Source organism: Pseudomonas sp. QE6 (assembly GCF_041379005.1).
In the GTDB taxonomy this organism is placed as follows: domain Bacteria; phylum Pseudomonadota; class Gammaproteobacteria; order Pseudomonadales; family Pseudomonadaceae; genus Pseudomonas.
Genome location: NZ_CP166873.1, coordinates 3829320 through 3845237, shown reverse-complemented (window position 1 = coordinate 3845237; position 15918 = coordinate 3829320). Strand labels below are relative to the sequence as shown.

General features: G+C 67.5%; 15 protein-coding genes. 6 read left to right on the top strand and 9 right to left on the bottom strand.

The window, feature by feature from the left end; genetic code table 11:
- Window positions 1-4: 4 nt before the first annotated feature.
- Window positions 5-1174, top strand: coding sequence for a helix-turn-helix transcriptional regulator (locus ACAW63_RS17725; RefSeq protein ID WP_371227295.1), 1170 nt, complete (start codon window positions 5-7; stop codon window positions 1172-1174).
- Between the two features lie 559 nt (window positions 1175-1733).
- Here ACAW63_RS17725 and ACAW63_RS17720 read toward each other — a convergent pair.
- The 6 genes from ACAW63_RS17720 to ACAW63_RS17695 all read right to left on the bottom strand — a co-directional run bounded on the left by ACAW63_RS17720 (window position 1734) and on the right by ACAW63_RS17695 (window position 7252).
- Entirely contained in the window at window positions 1734-2177 is a 444-nt protein-coding gene (locus tag ACAW63_RS17720; protein ID WP_371227293.1) for a nuclear transport factor 2 family protein, read from the bottom strand.
- 216 nt (window positions 2178-2393) lie between these two features.
- Window positions 2394-3149: a glucose 1-dehydrogenase gene (locus ACAW63_RS17715; RefSeq protein WP_371227291.1), complete on the bottom strand. Its 756-nt coding sequence runs from the start codon at window positions 3147-3149 to the stop codon at window positions 2394-2396.
- The gene (locus tag ACAW63_RS17710) at window positions 3146-4150 is read right to left on the bottom strand and encodes an acetyltransferase (protein WP_371227289.1); all 1005 of its coding nucleotides are present in this window, start codon (window positions 4148-4150) and stop codon (window positions 3146-3148) included. The genes ACAW63_RS17715 and ACAW63_RS17710 overlap by 4 nt, the downstream gene beginning before the upstream one ends.
- Before the next feature lie 9 nt (window positions 4151-4159).
- Window positions 4160-4948: an SDR family oxidoreductase gene (locus ACAW63_RS17705; RefSeq protein WP_275607302.1), complete on the bottom strand. Its 789-nt coding sequence runs from the start codon at window positions 4946-4948 to the stop codon at window positions 4160-4162.
- Window positions 4949-4976: 28 nt separating this feature from the next.
- Entirely contained in the window at window positions 4977-6140 is a 1164-nt protein-coding gene (locus ACAW63_RS17700) for a sulfotransferase (RefSeq protein ID WP_371227287.1), read from the bottom strand.
- Entirely contained in the window at window positions 6140-7252 is a 1113-nt protein-coding gene (locus tag ACAW63_RS17695; protein WP_371227285.1) for a DUF1214 domain-containing protein, read from the bottom strand. Before ACAW63_RS17695 ends, ACAW63_RS17700 begins: the two co-directional genes overlap by 1 nt.
- A 152-nt stretch (window positions 7253-7404) precedes the next feature.
- Between ACAW63_RS17695 and ACAW63_RS17690 the strand changes: the two genes are divergently transcribed.
- From ACAW63_RS17690 to cysN, 3 genes are all read left to right on the top strand, one after another.
- Window positions 7405-7875 carry an SRPBCC domain-containing protein gene (locus ACAW63_RS17690; protein ID WP_371227283.1) on the top strand — a complete coding sequence of 157 codons (471 nt, stop codon included), beginning with the start codon at window positions 7405-7407 and terminating at the stop codon, window positions 7873-7875.
- A 111-nt stretch (window positions 7876-7986) separates the two neighbouring features.
- Window positions 7987-8883, top strand: coding sequence for a sulfate adenylyltransferase subunit CysD (gene cysD, locus ACAW63_RS17685; RefSeq protein WP_371227281.1), 897 nt, complete (start codon window positions 7987-7989; stop codon window positions 8881-8883).
- Window positions 8883-10775, top strand: coding sequence for a sulfate adenylyltransferase subunit CysN (gene cysN / locus ACAW63_RS17680; protein WP_371227279.1), 1893 nt, complete (start codon window positions 8883-8885; stop codon window positions 10773-10775). Before cysD ends, cysN begins: the two co-directional genes overlap by 1 nt.
- 234 nt (window positions 10776-11009) lie before the next feature.
- On the opposite strand, the gene ACAW63_RS17675 is transcribed toward cysN, so the two are convergent.
- The 3 genes from ACAW63_RS17675 to ACAW63_RS17665 all read right to left on the bottom strand — a co-directional run bounded on the left by ACAW63_RS17675 (window position 11010) and on the right by ACAW63_RS17665 (window position 14024).
- Window positions 11010-12581 (bottom strand): FadD3 family acyl-CoA ligase, encoded by a 1572-nt coding sequence (locus ACAW63_RS17675; RefSeq protein WP_371227277.1) that lies wholly within the window; start codon window positions 12579-12581, stop codon window positions 11010-11012.
- Window positions 12582-12647: 66 nt separating this feature from the next.
- Window positions 12648-13394: an SDR family NAD(P)-dependent oxidoreductase gene (locus ACAW63_RS17670; protein ID WP_275607309.1), complete on the bottom strand. Its 747-nt coding sequence runs from the start codon at window positions 13392-13394 to the stop codon at window positions 12648-12650.
- Window positions 13395-13544: 150 nt separating this feature from the next.
- Complete coding sequence (locus tag ACAW63_RS17665) at window positions 13545-14024, bottom strand: nuclear transport factor 2 family protein (protein ID WP_371227275.1); 480 nt, start codon at window positions 14022-14024, stop codon at window positions 13545-13547.
- A 239-nt stretch (window positions 14025-14263) separates the two neighbouring features.
- Here ACAW63_RS17665 and ACAW63_RS17660 point away from each other — a divergent pair, with 239 nt between their 5' ends.
- Entirely contained in the window at window positions 14264-15019 is a 756-nt protein-coding gene (locus ACAW63_RS17660; RefSeq protein ID WP_275607311.1) for an SDR family NAD(P)-dependent oxidoreductase, read from the top strand.
- Between the two features lie 14 nt (window positions 15020-15033).
- Window positions 15034-15810, top strand: coding sequence for a glucose 1-dehydrogenase (locus ACAW63_RS17655; RefSeq protein WP_371227273.1), 777 nt, complete (start codon window positions 15034-15036; stop codon window positions 15808-15810).
- The last annotated feature ends 108 nt before the right edge of the window (window positions 15811-15918 follow it).

The following is a 15918-nucleotide window of genomic DNA, read 5'->3' as shown; positions in this document are numbered from 1 at the left end:
GCACATGAACCCATCCACTCCCGACAGCCAGGCGCTGTGCGCCAGCGCCGGCATCGACGCCGCCGCCCTGGGCGAGCTGCTCGACCTGGTCTACCGCGGCCCGCAGGAAAGCACGCCCTGGGCGAGCCTGCTGGAGCACCTGCGCCAACGTTGCGGCGCCAGCTACTTCACCCTGGTACTGCGCAACCCCGCGCAGCAGCGGCCGGGGCTGATCGTCAACGCCTCGGTACACGGTCCGCACCTGCCCGGCGAGCCGTCGTACAGCGAGCACTACTACGCCATCTGCCCCTTCCTCGACTGGCCAGTGGGCCAGGTGGCCAGCGCCGACCAGGTGATGGGCAGCGAGGTCTGGCTGGAGCACGAGTTCTACCGGCAATACCTCGCACCGCTGGACCTGCGCTACGTACTGGTCGCCCACATGCGCACGCCCGGCGGCATGCACTGCGCGCTATTTGCCTGCCGCGGGCCCGAGGGCGAGGACTTCAACGACGCGGAGCGCGCCCTGGTGCGCCTGCTGCTGCCGCACCTGCAACAGGCCGTGGACCTGCATTCCACGGTGGACCAGCTGGAATCCGAACGCCGCCTCTATGCCCTGACCATCGACCGCCTGCTGGTGGGCACGGCGATCCTCGATACCCAGGGCCGGCTGATGCGCTGCAATGACGCCGCGCAGCGCCTGCTCGACAACCGCGACGGCCTGGAATGCCGGCAGGAACGCCTGCACGCCTTCGGCCGCCAGGACAACCGCAACCTGCAGACCGCCATCCAGGCGCTGCTGCAACGGCGCGAAAACGCCGAGGATGTGGAAGTCCTGGCGCTGTCCCGGCCCAGCGGCGGCATGCCGCTGAACCTGCTGCTACGGCCCCTGGCGCTGAACCACGAAAGCCACGGCGAGGCCCGCCAGCCGGCGCTGGTGGTGTTCATCCGCAACCCGGCCGACTCGCCCCGCGCCTCGCGTACCCTGCTGCGCAGCCTGTTCCAGCTGACCCGCACGGAAACCGAGGTGGCGATGCAGATGATGGACGGCCTGACCCTCGACGAGACCGCCGATGCCCTGGGCGTGTCGCGCAACACCGTGCGCGCGCACCTGCGCGGCGTGTTCGCCAAGACCGGCGTGACGCGCCAGGCGGAGCTGGTGAAGACGCTGCTCAATAGCGTGGCGTCGTTGGCGTAGGGGCTGGCGCGATCCGCATCGTACCGTGCGGTTCGCGAACGCGGATTGGGCGTCCCTCTCGGTCCTACAGGATGGCGGCAAAGACCTGCGCATTGCTGGCAGCACACATTCCGCCGCGATGGATCTCGCGGACAAGGTCCGCTCCTACGGGAATGGAGCTCCGCTCTGGCTTTAAAGACTTCCAGAGAAATATCCACACGCACCGGAGCGCCCCTTCAGGAGGCCGAGTGGAATCGGAGTTTCAGGGGTTGAGCGGCATGGATGCCGCGAGAGCGCTGTCGGGCCAGGGATGGCCCGTCAGCGCGTGCCCCTGAAACTTCGATGGAGCGAGGGTATTTTTCGCCTAAGCGAAAAACCGGATGCGGAGGCACAGACCTTTGCCTACTTTGCGTCGTTTGGCAAAGTAGGTCGCCCGAGGGGGCGAAACAAAATCTCTCAGCACACGCCGAAGCGGCGCAGAAACACCGCCCCCCAAAAACGGCGGATGACACCAGAGACATCGCCCCACGAAAAGAAAGAGCATCGCGGACAGAGTCCGCTCCTACGGGGGGTACGACAATCAGACCGGCAACCCCTCCGGCACATTGAACGCATAGCTCTTCTCCTCACTGCGCCGCTCGATGCGCCAGCCCTCAGCGGTCCGCCGGTAACGATCGTGATACCAGAGCCCGAGGAAAAAGGTCTGCCGGGTGCCATCGGCCAGGTCCATCTGCATCGGGTTGAAGCAGAGGATGCGTCCGCTGGCCTGGTCGCCATCCAGCTGGATGGAGAAGTTGGAGATCATGTGCTGGTAAGCCGGGAAGTGGCCCAGCGCCTCGCGCAGCCAGTTCTTCATCGCCGGGTAGTGCCCGTCGATGCCGCCCATGGCGCGGTAGTCGATGTAGGCGTCGGCGCTGAACACCCGGTCCAGCGCATCGAAGTCACGACTGTCGATGGCGGCGGAGTAATCCACCGCCAGTTGCTGGATTTCCAGCCGATCCGAGATTTCCTGCAGGGACAGCATGTCATCCTCCTCCGGGCTCAATCACGACGTGAGCGATACCCCTGGAGCAGCGGCGTACAACCGCGAACGGTTGTACGCCCTACGCCAGGGTTGAACCTTGTGTAGGGCGTATAACGCTCCGCGTCATACGCCGATTAGCCAGGGTCACGCCTCGCACGAGATCAAGCTGGAAACCATTGCAAGCTCGACCACGACGCAAGCGAAAAGCCCGTAGCCTCAGCCGAAAGTGGCGCCGGCGAGCATGCCGCCGTCGACCACGAACTCGGCGCCGGTGCAGTAGCTGGACTCGTCGCTGGCGAGGAACAGCACCAGCCTGGCCACTTCCTCCGGTTGGCCGATACGCGGAATCGGCAGGCCACTGTAGAAGGCGGAGGGATCGAACTCGGCCATCTCCGGCGGGCGCGCCATGGGCGTATCGATGCCGCCCGGATGCACCGAGTTGACGCGGATGCCGTAGCGCCCCAGCTCCAGCGCAGCGGACTTGGTCATGCCACGCACGGCGAACTTGCTGGCGACGTAGGCGCTGCCGCCCGCCACGCCCTCCATGCCCGCCGTCGAGGAAAGATTGACGATGGAGCCGCCACCGGCGCGCTTGAGCGCCGGCAGCAGCGCCTTAATGCCCAGCCAGCAGCCGACCTGGTTGACTTCGATGACCTTGCGGTAACTCTCCAGCGAGCACTCTTCCAGCGGCGCCAGCAGCAGGATGCCGGCGTTGTTGACCAGCACGTCGAGCCGGCCGAAGTGCGCTTCAGCCGCCTGCACCGCCGCATCCCACTGCTGCGCCGAGGTCACGTCCAGGTGCTGGTAGAGCGCAGCATCACCCAGCTCGTCGGCCAGGCGCGCACCCTCCTCGTCCAGCAGGTCGGCGATCACCACCCGGCCGCCCTGCTCGACGAACAGGCGCGCTTCCGCCGCGCCCTGCCCGCGCGCGGCGCCGGTGATCAGGGCTACCTTTCCTTCCAGTCGCTTCATGCTCTTGCCTCCTCGGCGGCCTGCCCGGCCTTTTGCGGATAGCCAGCCAGCAGACGGCCGGCCAGTTCGTCCAGTTGATCGTCATCGAGATGATTGATGCCGGCCGCGCGGGCCCGCCCGCCGCCGGTGGGAAAGCCCCGGCAGAAGGCGTCCGCCGCCAGCGCTGCGCCCGCCGGAACGCGCAGGCTGAACAGCCAGCCGCCCTCGGCCTTGGCGCTGAGCAGGCCGACGGCCCGCTGCGGTTCGCGGCTCGCCAGCTGGTTGGCCAGCACCCCGCTCACCCGCCGCGCCCAGGCTTCAGTGGGCAGGCGGTAGAGCAGCGCGCCCGGTCCCTCGCGCCAGGGGCTCTGGCCTTGCGCCGCCGCCATGTCGGCGGCGTGGGCGGCACGTAGCGTGGTGAAGCTCGGACTGCTTCGGATGAACCCGAGCGGGTCTGCATAGGGCAGCAGCTCGGCGGCCAGCCGCAACGGATCGAAATGCAGGTCCGCCAGGCTTTCGCCGTAGGCGTTGTAGTTCAGCAGCAACCCCAGCTCCTCCAGCGCCGCGACATCGGCGGCGGCCAGACCATGGTGCTGCGCCAGGGCCCGTGCCGGACCGGCCAGGCCATCGCCGAAGGCCGCCGCCACCGCCCAGCGGTGGAAGCGGCCGTCGAGGTAGCGATCGACCAGGATGCTGGTGCAGACGTCGGCGGCGGTGTCGATGAAGGACTCGAACGCCGCGTGCTCGGGCAGCTCGCCGGCATGGTGGTGGTCGAAGTAGCGCAGGCGCGCGCCGGCCTCCAGCAGGCGCCGGGTGTCGTCGTGGTTCTGCGCGTGGGAGATGTCCAGCACGGTGACCCGCTCGCCAGGGCCTGCCTGGACCCGGCGCAGCAGGTCGATGTCGCGCTTCACCCCGCTGACCAGGCGCACGCCCGCGTCCAGTTCCCCGGCCAGGCGCAGCTGTTGCAGGGCGCAGAGGCCGTCGGCGTCGCCGTTGAAGGCGCAGTGGTCGATCAGGCTCATGTCCGCACCTCAGTACATCAGCTCGCCGCCATTGGCGTCGAGCTGCGCGCCGTTGATCGCGCTGGCGTAGTCCGAGGCGAGGAACAGCGCGGCACGGGCACACTCGTCATCGGTGCGCATGCGCCCACCGGGAACGCCGGCGCTGAACTCGGCGCGCACCTGTTCCTCGCTGACGCCCCGCGCAGCGGCGGTCTGGCGCACCACCGCCTGCACCGGCTCGCCCCACATCCAGCCGCAGGCCAGGGCGTTGACGCGCAGGCCGTGCACCGCCTGTTCGCTCGCCAGGTAGCGCACCGAAGCCGCCAGCGCGGCCTTGGACGCCGCGTAGGCAGCGCCACCCTGGTAGGGCTTGCGCACACCGAGGGTGTTGATCATGACGATGGCGCCGTCGCGTTGCGCCTGCATCGTCGGCAGCACCGCCCGGCTCATGTTCAGCGAACCCAGCAGGTTGACCTCCAGGGCTTCGCGCAGCGGCTCGTTGTCGCCCTCCTCCACGGCCTGGAAGCCGCCGTGGGAGAAGGCGCTGTTGATCAGCGCGTCGATGCGCCCGAAGCGCGCCACGGTGGCCTGGGCGAAGTCATTGCAGGCGGCGGGATCGGTGACGTCGGTGGGCAGGCGCAGCACTTCGCAGTCGGGGGCGATGGCGTGGATGCGCGCCTCGGCCTCGATCAGCCGCGCTTCGTTGCGCGCGCCGATGGCCAGGGCGCTCGCGCCTTCGCGGGCGGCTTCCAGGGCCAGCTTGATGCCCAGTCCCGGACCGATGCCGGAAACCATCACGACCTTGTCTTTCAGCAGCATGGGGAATCTCTCCTCTTCTTGTTGGGGCTCAGGCCTGGATATGCCGGCGGCGGTATTCGGCGTAGTCGCGTTCGAGAGTGGCCTCGTCGAGACCGAACTGTTCGGCGCTGTACTGGTGGGCGGCGCGCTTCTCGCGGCCGTTGTCGGCCAGCCAGCGCTGCATGGCGGCGCGGCAGTCCGGCGTCAGGTCGAGGCCGGCGAAGGCGTAGATGCGCTCGACCACGCCGAGCGGGTCGCTCAAGGTGTCCTCGAAGCGCACGTCGAGGAAACGTCCGGCCGGCAAGTCTTCACGCACCTGCATGGTGTGGCGCAGGGCGCGGGCCATGCGCTGGTTCCACTGGCTGCCGACGGCGCGCGGGTCCACCTGCTCGCTGTAGAGTTGCCAGAGGGTATGGATAAAGCTGGCCAGGGACGGAATGGTCTTGCCCGGATCGCGGTGGGTCAGCACCACCTGGGCGCGGGGGAAGACCTCGAACAGCAGCTCCACGGTGTGCAGGTGCTGCGGGCTCTTCAGCAACCAGCGGCGCCCCGGTGCGATACCCCGGCGTTCCTGCTGCCACTGCAGGAACTGCAGGGTCTTCTTAAGGTAGCGGTAGACCTGGGCCTGGTCCTGGCGATCGAGCCAGGCGGTGTAGCTCGGCACGTTGACGTAGGAGTCCATGGCGCAGAGGAATGAGTGCTCCATGAGCATGAACTCCTCGTCCGGCTGCTCGGCATCCAGCGGGTGGATGGCCAGCAGTTGCGGCAGGAACTCGATCATCCCCGCCACCTCCATGCGCGCCCGCTCGATGCGCTGGACCGGCGCTTCGACCGCCTCGCCGGCCAGCGGCGCCGGGTAGCGGGTTTCCCACCACTGCGCCTTGCTGAACTGCGGGTCCACCGCCAGGGTGCGCTGCAGCAGCGTGGTGCCGGTGCGCGGCAGGCCGACGATCACCAATGGGTCGTCGATGGGCTGCTGGAGGATTTCCGGGTGACGCTTGCAGTAGTCCTCCAGCACCAGGCGGTTGACCAGTTGCGCCAGCAGTTTCTCGCGCAGCAGCGCGCGGCCCTGGGCGGAGAGCCTGGCCTCGTCGCGCAGGGCGACGGCGAGCACGTCCAGCGCCTCGCGGAAGTCGCCTTCGCCGAAGTCGGCGAGACCGCCTGTACGCGCACTGGCCTCGGCCAGCAGGGCTTTTGCGGAAAAATCGTCCATCACATCAGGTCCTTGAGTGCGGCGAGCTTGAGCACGCGGGTCGTCGGGTGCACCGGCTGCTTCGCGCCAACCCAGCGCAGACAGAGGGTGCCGTGGGGGTGGCCGGCGGTTTCCAGCCAGTTGGGCAGGCCCGGGTCGCGGGCACTGAGGACGATGCGCACGCCGCCCTCTCCGTCGAGCTGCGCCGAATGCTTGTTCAGGCAGATGCGGTGGTAGCGGTAGTCCAGCGACTCCATCCAGTAGTTGTTGATCTGCAGATTCCAGAAGTCGCACTCGGGCACCCGGTCCACCTCGATCACCAGCGCCTCGTCCTCGGCCAGCGCCCAGTAGGAGTGGTAGTAGATGATGTTCGGGTCGCCGCCGACCGACTGGCACAGCGCCTGGTCCGCCAGCGGCAGCTCGTTGGCGTGGCCCTGGTAGCCCTGGGCCCAGTCGGCGAACAGCCGCGCGGTGCCCTCGACGAACGAGGCGGCGCGGGTCAGCCCCTGCTGCAGGCGCTGCGGGGTCAACGGCTCGGGGGCCTGGCCGCCATCGAGGCGCTCGATGCGCAGTTGCGCCGGCTGCTCGGCGGCGCGGTCGAGGAAGGTCTGGCGCACCACCAGCGCGTTGCTCGCGGCCTCCATCGGCAGCCAGTTGCCGCGCTCCGGCCGGTGCTGACTGAGGATGATCTCGAAGTTGCCATCGGCGTCGAGCTGCAGCTGGCTGGCGTCGATGAAGCCGGTCTGGATCATCTTGCCGTCGGTCTCGTAGCCGCCCTTCTGGGTGCCGAAGCTCAGGTAGAACACGCTGCCGCGACTGCCGCTGATGCGGTACCGGTGTTCGCCGTTGAGGCGGGCGTAGCGGTACAGGTTGTCCGGGTTGTCGGCGCCGATCTTCGCCGTCTCGTGGGAGGGCGTGATGAAGCCGGGGAAGTCCGGGTCGGCGAACTCCAGGTGCATTTCCAGGGCGATGCGCAAGAGCCGGGTCAGGTAGCGGAAGCCTTCGGCGCGGGTCTGCCCGTCGGCGGGCGCCTCGGCGCGCAGTATCTGTTCGCCGCTGCGGCGCAGTTGTTCGCAGAAGAGGTTCCAGCTTTCGCCGCTGATCACCTCGTGTTCGATCCTGTCTGTGGGCATTTCGGTCTCCTCCAGTGGGCCTGTACAGACCTTAGGGAGGAGCCCGGTGCGGATTCTTCGTCCGAGCGGACGAGGAGCGCGAAGACGCTTGCGCCGAGTATCGACTCTGACGCGTCGCGCGGTGCGACGCGAACGTCTGGAGGAAGACTCCCATGAGCACAGAGAAGAACCTGGTGCGCTCGCTGAGCGTGGAGATCGCGGCGCCTGCCGAGCTGGTCTGGTCGATCCTGGTCGACCTGCCGAGCTATCCGCAGTGGAACCCCTACACCGTCAAGGTGGAATCGAGCCTGCGCCTGGGCGAGCCGGTCAACCTGTTCCTGCCCGACCCAACCCGTCCCGGCGAGTTGTTGCACGTGGTCGAGTACCTGGCCGACTTCGAACCACACCGCCTGCTCGCCTGGGAAATGATCGCCAGCGCCGACAACCCGGATGCCGCGCGCCGCGAGCAGATCATCGAATCCACCGGCCCGAACAGCTGCCGCTACCAGACCACCGATCAGTTCCTCGGCCCTACCGCCGATCAGGTGATGGCCAACCATGGACCATGGGTCAAGCAGGGCTTCGACGCCGTGGCCCTGGCGCTCAAGACGCGCGCCGAGGTACTGCACGCGGTGCCGGCCTGAGTCTGGCCGTCGCGGTTTTTTCGTCCGCTCGGACGAAGAACCCGCGACGGCGCATTACCTACCGTGATGTCACGCCGGCCCCGAGGACGGCAAGACACGAGGAGGTAAGTGATGTTGAGTCATCTGCAACGGCTGGAAGCGGAAAGCATCCAGATCATCCGCGAAGTGGTCGCCGAATGTGAGAACCCGGTGATGCTTTACTCCATCGGCAAGGACAGCGCAGTGATGCTGCACTTGGCGATGAAGGCCTTCGCCCCGGGCAAGCCGCCCTTCCCCCTGCTGCACGTGGACACCACCTGGAAGTTCCGCGAAATGATCGAGTTCCGCGACCAGACCGCCAGGCGCCTGGGCCTGGAGCTGCTGGTGCACGTCAACCCCGAGGGCGTCGAGCGCAACATCAACCCCTTCGAGCACGGCTCGGCGCTACACACCGACATCTGGAAGACCCAGGGCCTGAAGCAGGCGCTGGACCACCATGGCTTCGACGCGGCCTTCGGCGGTGCACGCCGCGACGAGGAGAAATCGCGGGCCAAGGAGCGGGTGTTCTCGATCCGCTCCGAGCAGCACCGCTGGGACCCCAAGCAACAGCGCCCCGAGCTCTGGAAGCTCTACAACACGCGCAAACGCAAGGGCGAGAGCCTGCGGGTGTTCCCGCTGTCGAACTGGACCGAACTGGACATCTGGCAATACATCTTCCTGGAACAGATCCCCATCGTGCCGCTGTATTTCGCCAAGGAGCGCCCGGTGGTGCGCCGCGACGGCACCCTGATCATGGTCGACGACGACCGCCTGCCGCTGCGCGACGGGGAGACCCCGGAAATGCGCAAGGTGCGTTTCCGCACCCTGGGCTGCTACCCGCTCACCGGCGCCATCGACAGCGACGCCGACGACCTGTCGGCGATCATCCAGGAGATGCTCGTCAGCCGCACCTCCGAACGCCAGGGCCGCCTGATCGACAGCGACTCGGCCGGCTCCATGGAGAAGAAGAAACAAGAGGGGTACTTCTGATGAACGCCATCACCCAATCGGTGCGCGACGACCTCGGCGCCTACCTGGCGCAGCAACAGCACAAGCAACTGCTGCGCTTCATCACCTGCGGCAGCGTCGATGACGGCAAGAGCACCCTGATCGGCCGCCTGCTCTACGAATCCAAGGTGCTGTTCGAAGACCAGCTCGGCCAGCTGGAGGCCGACTCGAAGAAGCTCGGGACCCAGGGCGAGGAGCTGGACTTCGCCCTGCTGGTGGACGGCCTGGCCGCCGAGCGCGAACAGGGCATCACCATCGACGTGGCCTACCGCTTCTTCGCCACCGACAAGCGCAAGTTCATCGTCGCCGACACCCCCGGCCACGAGCAGTACACCCGCAACATGGTCACCGGCGCCTCCACCGCGGACCTTGCGGTGATCCTGGTCGACGCCCGCCAGGGCCTCCTGGTGCAGACCCGCCGGCACAGCTACCTGGTGTCCCTGCTGGGCATCCGCAAGGTGGTGCTGGCGATCAACAAGCTCGACCTGATGGACTACTCGCAGGAAGTCTTCGAGCGTATCGAACGCGACTACCGTGCCTTCGCCGCGCAGATCGGCCTCGACGACATCCAGTGCATCCCGCTCTCCGCGCTGCGTGGCGACAACATGCTCGAAGCCAGCCCGAACACCCCCTGGTACCAGGGCCCGAGCCTGCTGCAGTACCTGGAAAGCGTACCGCTGGAGGAATCGCGGCAGAGCCAGGCGGCATTCCGCCTGCCGGTGCAATGGGTGAACCGGCCGAACCTGGACTTCCGGGGTTTCAGCGGCAATATCGCCGCCGGCAGCATCCGCGTCGGCGAACGCATCCGCGTGCTGCCTTCGGGCCAGCAGAGTACGGTCAGCGGCATCCTCGGCACCTCAGGTTCGCAGGAAGAAGCGGTCTGCGGCCAGGCGGTGACCCTGACCCTGGAAGACGAAATCGACATCAGTCGTGGCGACCTGATCACCCCGGCCGATGCACCGGCGGAAGTGGCCGACCAGTTCGAGGCTACCCTGGTGTGGATGGACCAGGACGCCCTTCTGCCCGGCCGTCCCTACCTGCTGAAGATCGGCACCCGCACCGTCGGCATGAGCTGCACCAGCCTCAAGCACCGGGTCGACGTGAACAGCCTGGAGCACCTGGCTGCGCGCACCCTGGAGCTGAACGAGATCGGCGTGTGCAACCTCAACCTTGACCGCCCGATCGCCTTCGATGCCTACGCCGATAACCGCGACACCGGCGGTTTCATCGTCATCGACCGGCTGAGCAACCGCACCGTCGGCGCCGGCATGCTGCACTTCGCCCTGCGCCGCGCGCAGAACGTGCACTGGCAGGCCATCGACGTGAACCGCGAGGCCCACGCCGCGCTCAAGGGCCAGACGCCACGGGTGCTGTGGTTCACCGGGCTGTCCGGGGCCGGCAAGTCGACCATCGCCAACCTGGTGGAGCGCAAGCTGCACGCCCTCGGCCGGCACACCTACCTGCTCGACGGCGACAACGTGCGCCACGGACTGAACCGCGACCTGGGCTTCACCGAGGCCGACCGCGTGGAAAACATCCGCCGCGTGGCCGAGGTGGCGAAGCTGATGCTCGATGCCGGGCTGATCACCCTGGTCTCCTTCATCTCGCCGTTCCGCGCCGAACGCGACATGGCGCGCAACCTGGCCGGCGAAGGCAACTTCCTGGAGATCTTCGTCGACACGCCGCTGAGCCTGGCCGAGGAGCGCGATCCCAAGGGCCTGTACCAGAAGGCCCGGCGCGGCGAGCTGAAGAACTTCACCGGCATCGACTCGCCGTACGAGGCGCCGCTGACGCCAGAGATCCGTATCGATACCCGCCATGAATCGGCGGAAGCGGCTGCGGAGCGGATCGTGGAGATTCTGCTCAAGGGTTGATCCGAGCGGTAAGGCACCCAGGCCCGTCCCCTCACCGGGGCGGGCCTTTGTTTTTCGTAGGGCGGACAACGCCTTAGGCGTTATGCGCCCTACGAAAAGAAAGAGCATCGCGGACGAAGTCCGCTCCTACGAAGGGCATTCCAATCCGCGATGCATCCGCCAACCACCAGGCAAAAAAAAGCCCCGCGGGTAGATTCCCCCGCGGGGCATGACCAGCCAAAGGATTCGGTTGTATCAGCTCGCCGCCAGCTCCCGCAGGGCGGCCTTGGTGACCTTGCCCGCGGCGTTCAGCGGCAGCGCATCGAGCAGCATGGCCCGGCGCGGGGCCTTGTAGTTGGCCATGCGCTCGCGGCACCAGGCGAGGAAGGCGTCGAGGTCGATGGACTGCCCCGCCGCCGGCAGCAGGAAGGCCATGGCCACCTCTCCCAGGCGCTCGTCGGGGATGCCGATCACCGCCGCCTGGGCCACGCCCGGATAGCCGAGAATGGTCTGCTCGATCTCCGCCGGGTACACGTTGAAGCCGCCGTTGATGAACATGTCCTTGAGACGGTCGGTGATGCGCAGGTAGCCGCGCTCGTCGAGCACGCCGACATCGCCGGTGTGCAGCCAGCCGTCGGCGTCGATGGCTTCGGCGGTCGCCTCGGGGTTGCCGAAGTAACCCCGCATCAGGTTGTAGCCACGCACCACCACTTCCCCCGGCTCGCCGGTCGGAACGCTGCGGCCCTGGGCGTCCACGCAGCGCACCTCGACTTCCGGGAAGGCGCGGCCGCTGGTGGTGGCGATGGTCTCGGCGTCGTCACCCGGACGGCAGATGGTGACGAAGCCGCAGGTCTCGGTGAGGCCGTAGGCGGTGACGATGGTCTCGAAGCCCAGTTCACTGCGCATGCGCCGGACCATTTCCACCGGCACTGAGGCGGCGCCGGTGACCGCCACCCGCAGCGAGCTGAGGTCATGGTCGCCACGGCGCGGATGGGCCAGCAGCGACTGGTACAGGGTCGGCGGGCCGGGCAGCACCGTGACACGCTCGGCGGCCACCCGTTCGAGCAGCACGTTCACGTCGAACACCGCCTGCGGCAGGATGCAGCAGCCGCGCATCAGCGCCGCCAGCCAGCCGGCCTTGTAGCCGAAGCTGTGGAAGAACGGATTGACGATCAGGTAGCGGTCGCCCTGGCGCAGGCCGACCATTTCGCTCCAGTCGGACACCAGGCGCAGGTTCTGCCCGTGGGCGGTCATCACGCCCTTGGGCTTGCCGGTGGTGCCGGAGGTGAACAGCAGGTCGCACAGGTCATCGGCGCTGACCTGCGCCTGGCGCTCGGCGAGTTGCGCTTCCCCGACCGTCTCGGCCAGCGCCAGGAACGTATCCCAGCCCAGCGCGCCGGACCGTTCGCCGCGCAGGATCACGCGCTGGCGCAGTGCGGGCAGGTCCTCGCCATCGAGCAAAGCCGGGTAATCGTTGCCGAGGAAATCGCCGATGACGAACAGCAGGCTCGCGCCGCTCTCGCGCAGCACCAGGCCCGCCTCGGCCCCCTTCATGCGGGTGTTCAGCGGCACCAGCACGGCGCCCACGCTGTGCAACGCGGTGGCCGCGACTATCCATTCCCAGTGATTCGGCGCCCATACCGCGACCCGCTCGCCGTGGCCGATGCCCAGCGCCAGGAGCGCGCGAGCGGCGCGGCGGCGCCACTGGTCAAGCTGTCGGTAGCTCAGGCGGACGTCGCCGTCCTCGATGGCCGGCCGTTCGCCATAGGCAGTCGACGCGGCGCTAAGCAACTGGGGGATAGTCAGGGCGGATTGCGGGCAGGTCATGGCAGGGAACTCACGAACGAAAACCGAAGAAGGGCCAGCGTAATGCCGGCCCGATGCCTTGAAGACTCAGGCCTGCGGCGGAGCGAAGCGGCGGCCGGCGGAGAAGCCGCCGTCGACGGCGATCATCTGCCCACTGACGAAGGAGGCGTCGTCGGAGGCGAGGAACAGCGCGGCCTTGGCCACCTCCTCCGGCTGCCCAGCGCGGCTGAGCATGTGCTGCGAAGCGAAGAAGGCATGGAAAGCTTCCTGCTCGCGCACCATCTGGGTCATGGGGGTTTCGATCAGGCCCGGGCAGAGGCCGTTGACGCGCACGTTGGCATGGCCGTAGTCGATGGCCATGGAGCGGGTCAGCTGATTGATGCCGCCCTTGGCGACGTTGTACGCGACGTTGCCGTCGCAACCCTGCAGACCGAAGATCGAGCCGATGTTGATGATCGAGCCGCTACGCTGGGCAACCATCTGCGCCACCGCGTGCTTGCTGGTGAGCATGCTGCCGGTGAGGTTGATGTCCAGCACGCGCTGCCACTCGCTGGTGGGCGAACTGGTAACGCTACCCTGGCTGGCGACGCCGGCGGCATTGACCAGTACGTCGAGGCGACCGTAGCGCGATACCACTTCGCCCATCACCTGCTCGACGTTGCTCTCGTTGCGCACGTCCAGGGCCATGAACAGGCCGGGGAACTCGGCGGGAGCGCTGCCCACATCCAGACCCACTACCTGGGCGCCTTCCGCGGAGAAGCAGCGCGCGCACGCCAGGCCGATGCCCGATGCCGCACCAGTGATCACCGCGACCTTGCCTTGCAGTCGATTCATTGCGTACCTCTGGTCTTGTTGTTCTGAGGGTGTCCTGCGGAGAAAGTCTAATCAGCCGCCGGAGGATGGTGATCGTCCATTGAGACTAGCCAGGTGGCAAGCCCGGACATCGCTCACGCCCGCCGGGGACGCAATGGCCCCGGCGGCGTCTCAACCCGCTACGCCAAACCAGCTCTTCACCACGCGAAAATCCGCCGGGATGGGCGTCGTGACGTTGTCGAGCACGCGGCGGTAGCCGGTCGACAGGATCAGCCAGGCGCCATCGCGCTTGACGTATTCGTCCTGGTAGAACGCCGTGCCCTGCACGATCCAGTCGTTATCGAGATCGATCACCTGGTCTTCCAGGTACCACACGCCACGGGCGCGATCGGGGGCGACGAGTTCGATCTCGGGATGGTGTCCCTGGTGCTTCGACAACAGGGTCGGGCGATCCATCATCCCTTTCAGCCCGGCGATGAAAGCGTCGCGGCCGACGAAGGCGTAGCTGCCGCTGTCCAGCTGGGTGGTGACGTCCTCGGCGAGGCAGCTGGCGAACAGCGCCCAGTCGTGGGTGTCGATGGCGCGGAAGTAACGGTACTTCAGCTGGCGGATCTGCTCGATCTCAAGAAGGACTTCGACGGACTCGGCCATCTGCTTGGCTCCGATGAGGGGGGAATCACGAGCCTGTCAGCGAGCCTGCAGCCGATCATCGTCCAAGGGGACTAGCCCTAGTCCGATCGGCCGATTTCCACCATCCCGAACGATGCAAGTCTGCCCTTCCCTGCCTCACCGCAGGTCCTGCCAGGAGGCTCGCCGCCACCCCATCCGCGACGCTCGGGTGGTTACGGGCGGTGCCGCCTCCTTACAACAACAATAAGGAGACATCACGCATGAACATGCTGCAAGGCAAGGTGGCGCTGGTCACCGGTGGTGGTCAGGGTGTCGGCCAGGGCATTGCCCTCGCCCTCGCCGCCGAGGGTGCCAGGGTCGCCGTGGCGGGTCGCACCCGCGCCACGCTGGAGCAAACAGTGGAAGAAATCCGCCAGCGCGGTGGCGAGGCCCTCGCGGTGGAGTGCGACGTGATGAGCGCAGCCGATCTGGATCGCAGCGTGGCCCAGGTAGTGGAGGCCTTCGGCGGCCTCGACATCCTGGTCAATAACGCGCAGATCGTGCCGCTGGGGCGCATCCTCGACGTCAGCGACGAGGACTTCATGAAGGGCATCGACTCGGGGCCGATGGCCACCCTGCGCCTGATGCGCGCCTGCTACCCCCACCTCAAGGGCAACGGCTCGATCGTCAATCTGGCCTCTTCCGCCGCCGTGCGCTGGGATGCCTCCGGCTACGGCCACTACGCCGCCACCAAGGAAGCCATCCGCTCCCTGAGCCGCGCCGCCGCCTGCGAATGGGGCGTGGACGGCATCCGCGTCAACGTCATCGCTCCTCACGCCCTGTCGCCAGGGTTGCGCGGCTGGGTGGACGCCCATCCGGCGGAGGCCGAGGCGTTCTTCCAGAGCATTCCGCTGCGGCGCGTCGGCGACTGCGAAGCCGACATCGGCCGCACCGTGGCCTTCCTGGTCAGCGACAACGCCCGCTACCTGACCGGCGCCACCATCCCGCTGGATGGCGGCCAGGCCTACTGGGGTTGAACAAGGAGATTTCCATGCAACGTCTGGCAAACAAGATCGCCATCATCACCGGAGGCGCCCGTGGCATGGGCGCCGAAACCGCCCGCCTGTTCGTCGCCGAAGGCGCTCACGTCATCATCGCCGACCTCCTGGAGCAGGAAGGTGCGACCCTCGCCGCTGAGCTGGGCGAAGCAGCCAGCTTCCAGCGCCTGGACGTCAGCTGCGAGGAAAACTGGCAGCGCCTGGTGCAGGCCACCCTGGAGCGTCACGGGCGAATCGACGTGCTGGTGAACAACGCCGCCGTGCTGGTGTTCGGCGCCATCGAGCAACTGTCCAAGGCGGAGTTCGAACGAGCGCTGTCGATCAACCTGACCGGCACCTTCCTCGGCATCCACAGCGTGGCGCCGATCATGCGCGAACAGGGGCGCGGCTCGATCGTCAATATTTCCTCGGTGGACGGGCTGCGCGGCGTCAACGCCCTCGCCGCCTACGTGTCGAGCAAGTGGGGCGTGCGCGGCCTGACCAAGGTCGCGGCGCTGGAGCTCGGGCCACACGGTGTGCGGGTCAACTCGGTGCATCCAGGCGGGGTCGATACCCTGATGTCCAACCCCACAGGCGCCACGCGCGAGGAACTGGCCGGGCAGTACCGCACGGTGCCGCAGCAGCGCATCGGCGCGCCGGAGGAAATCGCCCGCGCCACGCTGTTCCTCGCCAGCGACGACGCCAGCTACTGCAACGGTAGCGAGTTGTCGGTGGATGGCGGCGTGGCGGCCGGCGCCTACTACCCGGGCCTGCCGGGCTCGCCGATCTGAGTTGCTGCGGGCAGCCCCGGACCAAGGGGCTGCCCGCACGACCTCTCGCCAGACCAATCGCCCGCGACCGCTGGCACCACAGCACTCATCCCACTGCCAGCCAGGCCG

Bases quoted from the DNA above. Each gene is read 5' to 3' on its own strand.
- ACAW63_RS17705 (WP_275607302.1), bottom strand. From the start codon at position 4,948: ATGCTGCTGAAAGACAAGGTCGTGATGGTTTCCGGCATCGGTCCGGGA.
- ACAW63_RS17670 (WP_275607309.1), bottom strand. From the start codon at position 13,394: ATGAATCGACTGCAAGGCAAGGTCGCGGTGATCACTGGTGCGGCATCG.
- ACAW63_RS17720 (WP_371227293.1), bottom strand. From the start codon at position 2,177: ATGCTGTCCCTGCAGGAAATCTCGGATCGGCTGGAAATCCAGCAACTG.
- cysN (WP_371227279.1), top strand. From the start codon at position 8,883: ATGAACGCCATCACCCAATCGGTGCGCGACGACCTCGGCGCCTACCTG.
- cysD (WP_371227281.1), top strand. From the start codon at position 7,987: ATGTTGAGTCATCTGCAACGGCTGGAAGCGGAAAGCATCCAGATCATC.
- ACAW63_RS17700 (WP_371227287.1), bottom strand. From the start codon at position 6,140: ATGGACGATTTTTCCGCAAAAGCCCTGCTGGCCGAGGCCAGTGCGCGT.
- ACAW63_RS17655 (WP_371227273.1), top strand. From the start codon at position 15,034: ATGCAACGTCTGGCAAACAAGATCGCCATCATCACCGGAGGCGCCCGT.
- ACAW63_RS17690 (WP_371227283.1), top strand. From the start codon at position 7,405: ATGAGCACAGAGAAGAACCTGGTGCGCTCGCTGAGCGTGGAGATCGCG.
- ACAW63_RS17710 (WP_371227289.1), bottom strand. From the start codon at position 4,150: ATGAGCCTGATCGACCACTGCGCCTTCAACGGCGACGCCGACGGCCTC.
- ACAW63_RS17715 (WP_371227291.1), bottom strand. From the start codon at position 3,149: ATGAAGCGACTGGAAGGAAAGGTAGCCCTGATCACCGGCGCCGCGCGC.
- ACAW63_RS17695 (WP_371227285.1), bottom strand. From the start codon at position 7,252: ATGCCCACAGACAGGATCGAACACGAGGTGATCAGCGGCGAAAGCTGG.
- ACAW63_RS17725 (WP_371227295.1), top strand. From the start codon at position 5: ATGAACCCATCCACTCCCGACAGCCAGGCGCTGTGCGCCAGCGCCGGC.
- ACAW63_RS17665 (WP_371227275.1), bottom strand. From the start codon at position 14,024: ATGGCCGAGTCCGTCGAAGTCCTTCTTGAGATCGAGCAGATCCGCCAG.
- ACAW63_RS17660 (WP_275607311.1), top strand. From the start codon at position 14,264: ATGAACATGCTGCAAGGCAAGGTGGCGCTGGTCACCGGTGGTGGTCAG.
- ACAW63_RS17675 (WP_371227277.1), bottom strand. From the start codon at position 12,581: ATGACCTGCCCGCAATCCGCCCTGACTATCCCCCAGTTGCTTAGCGCC.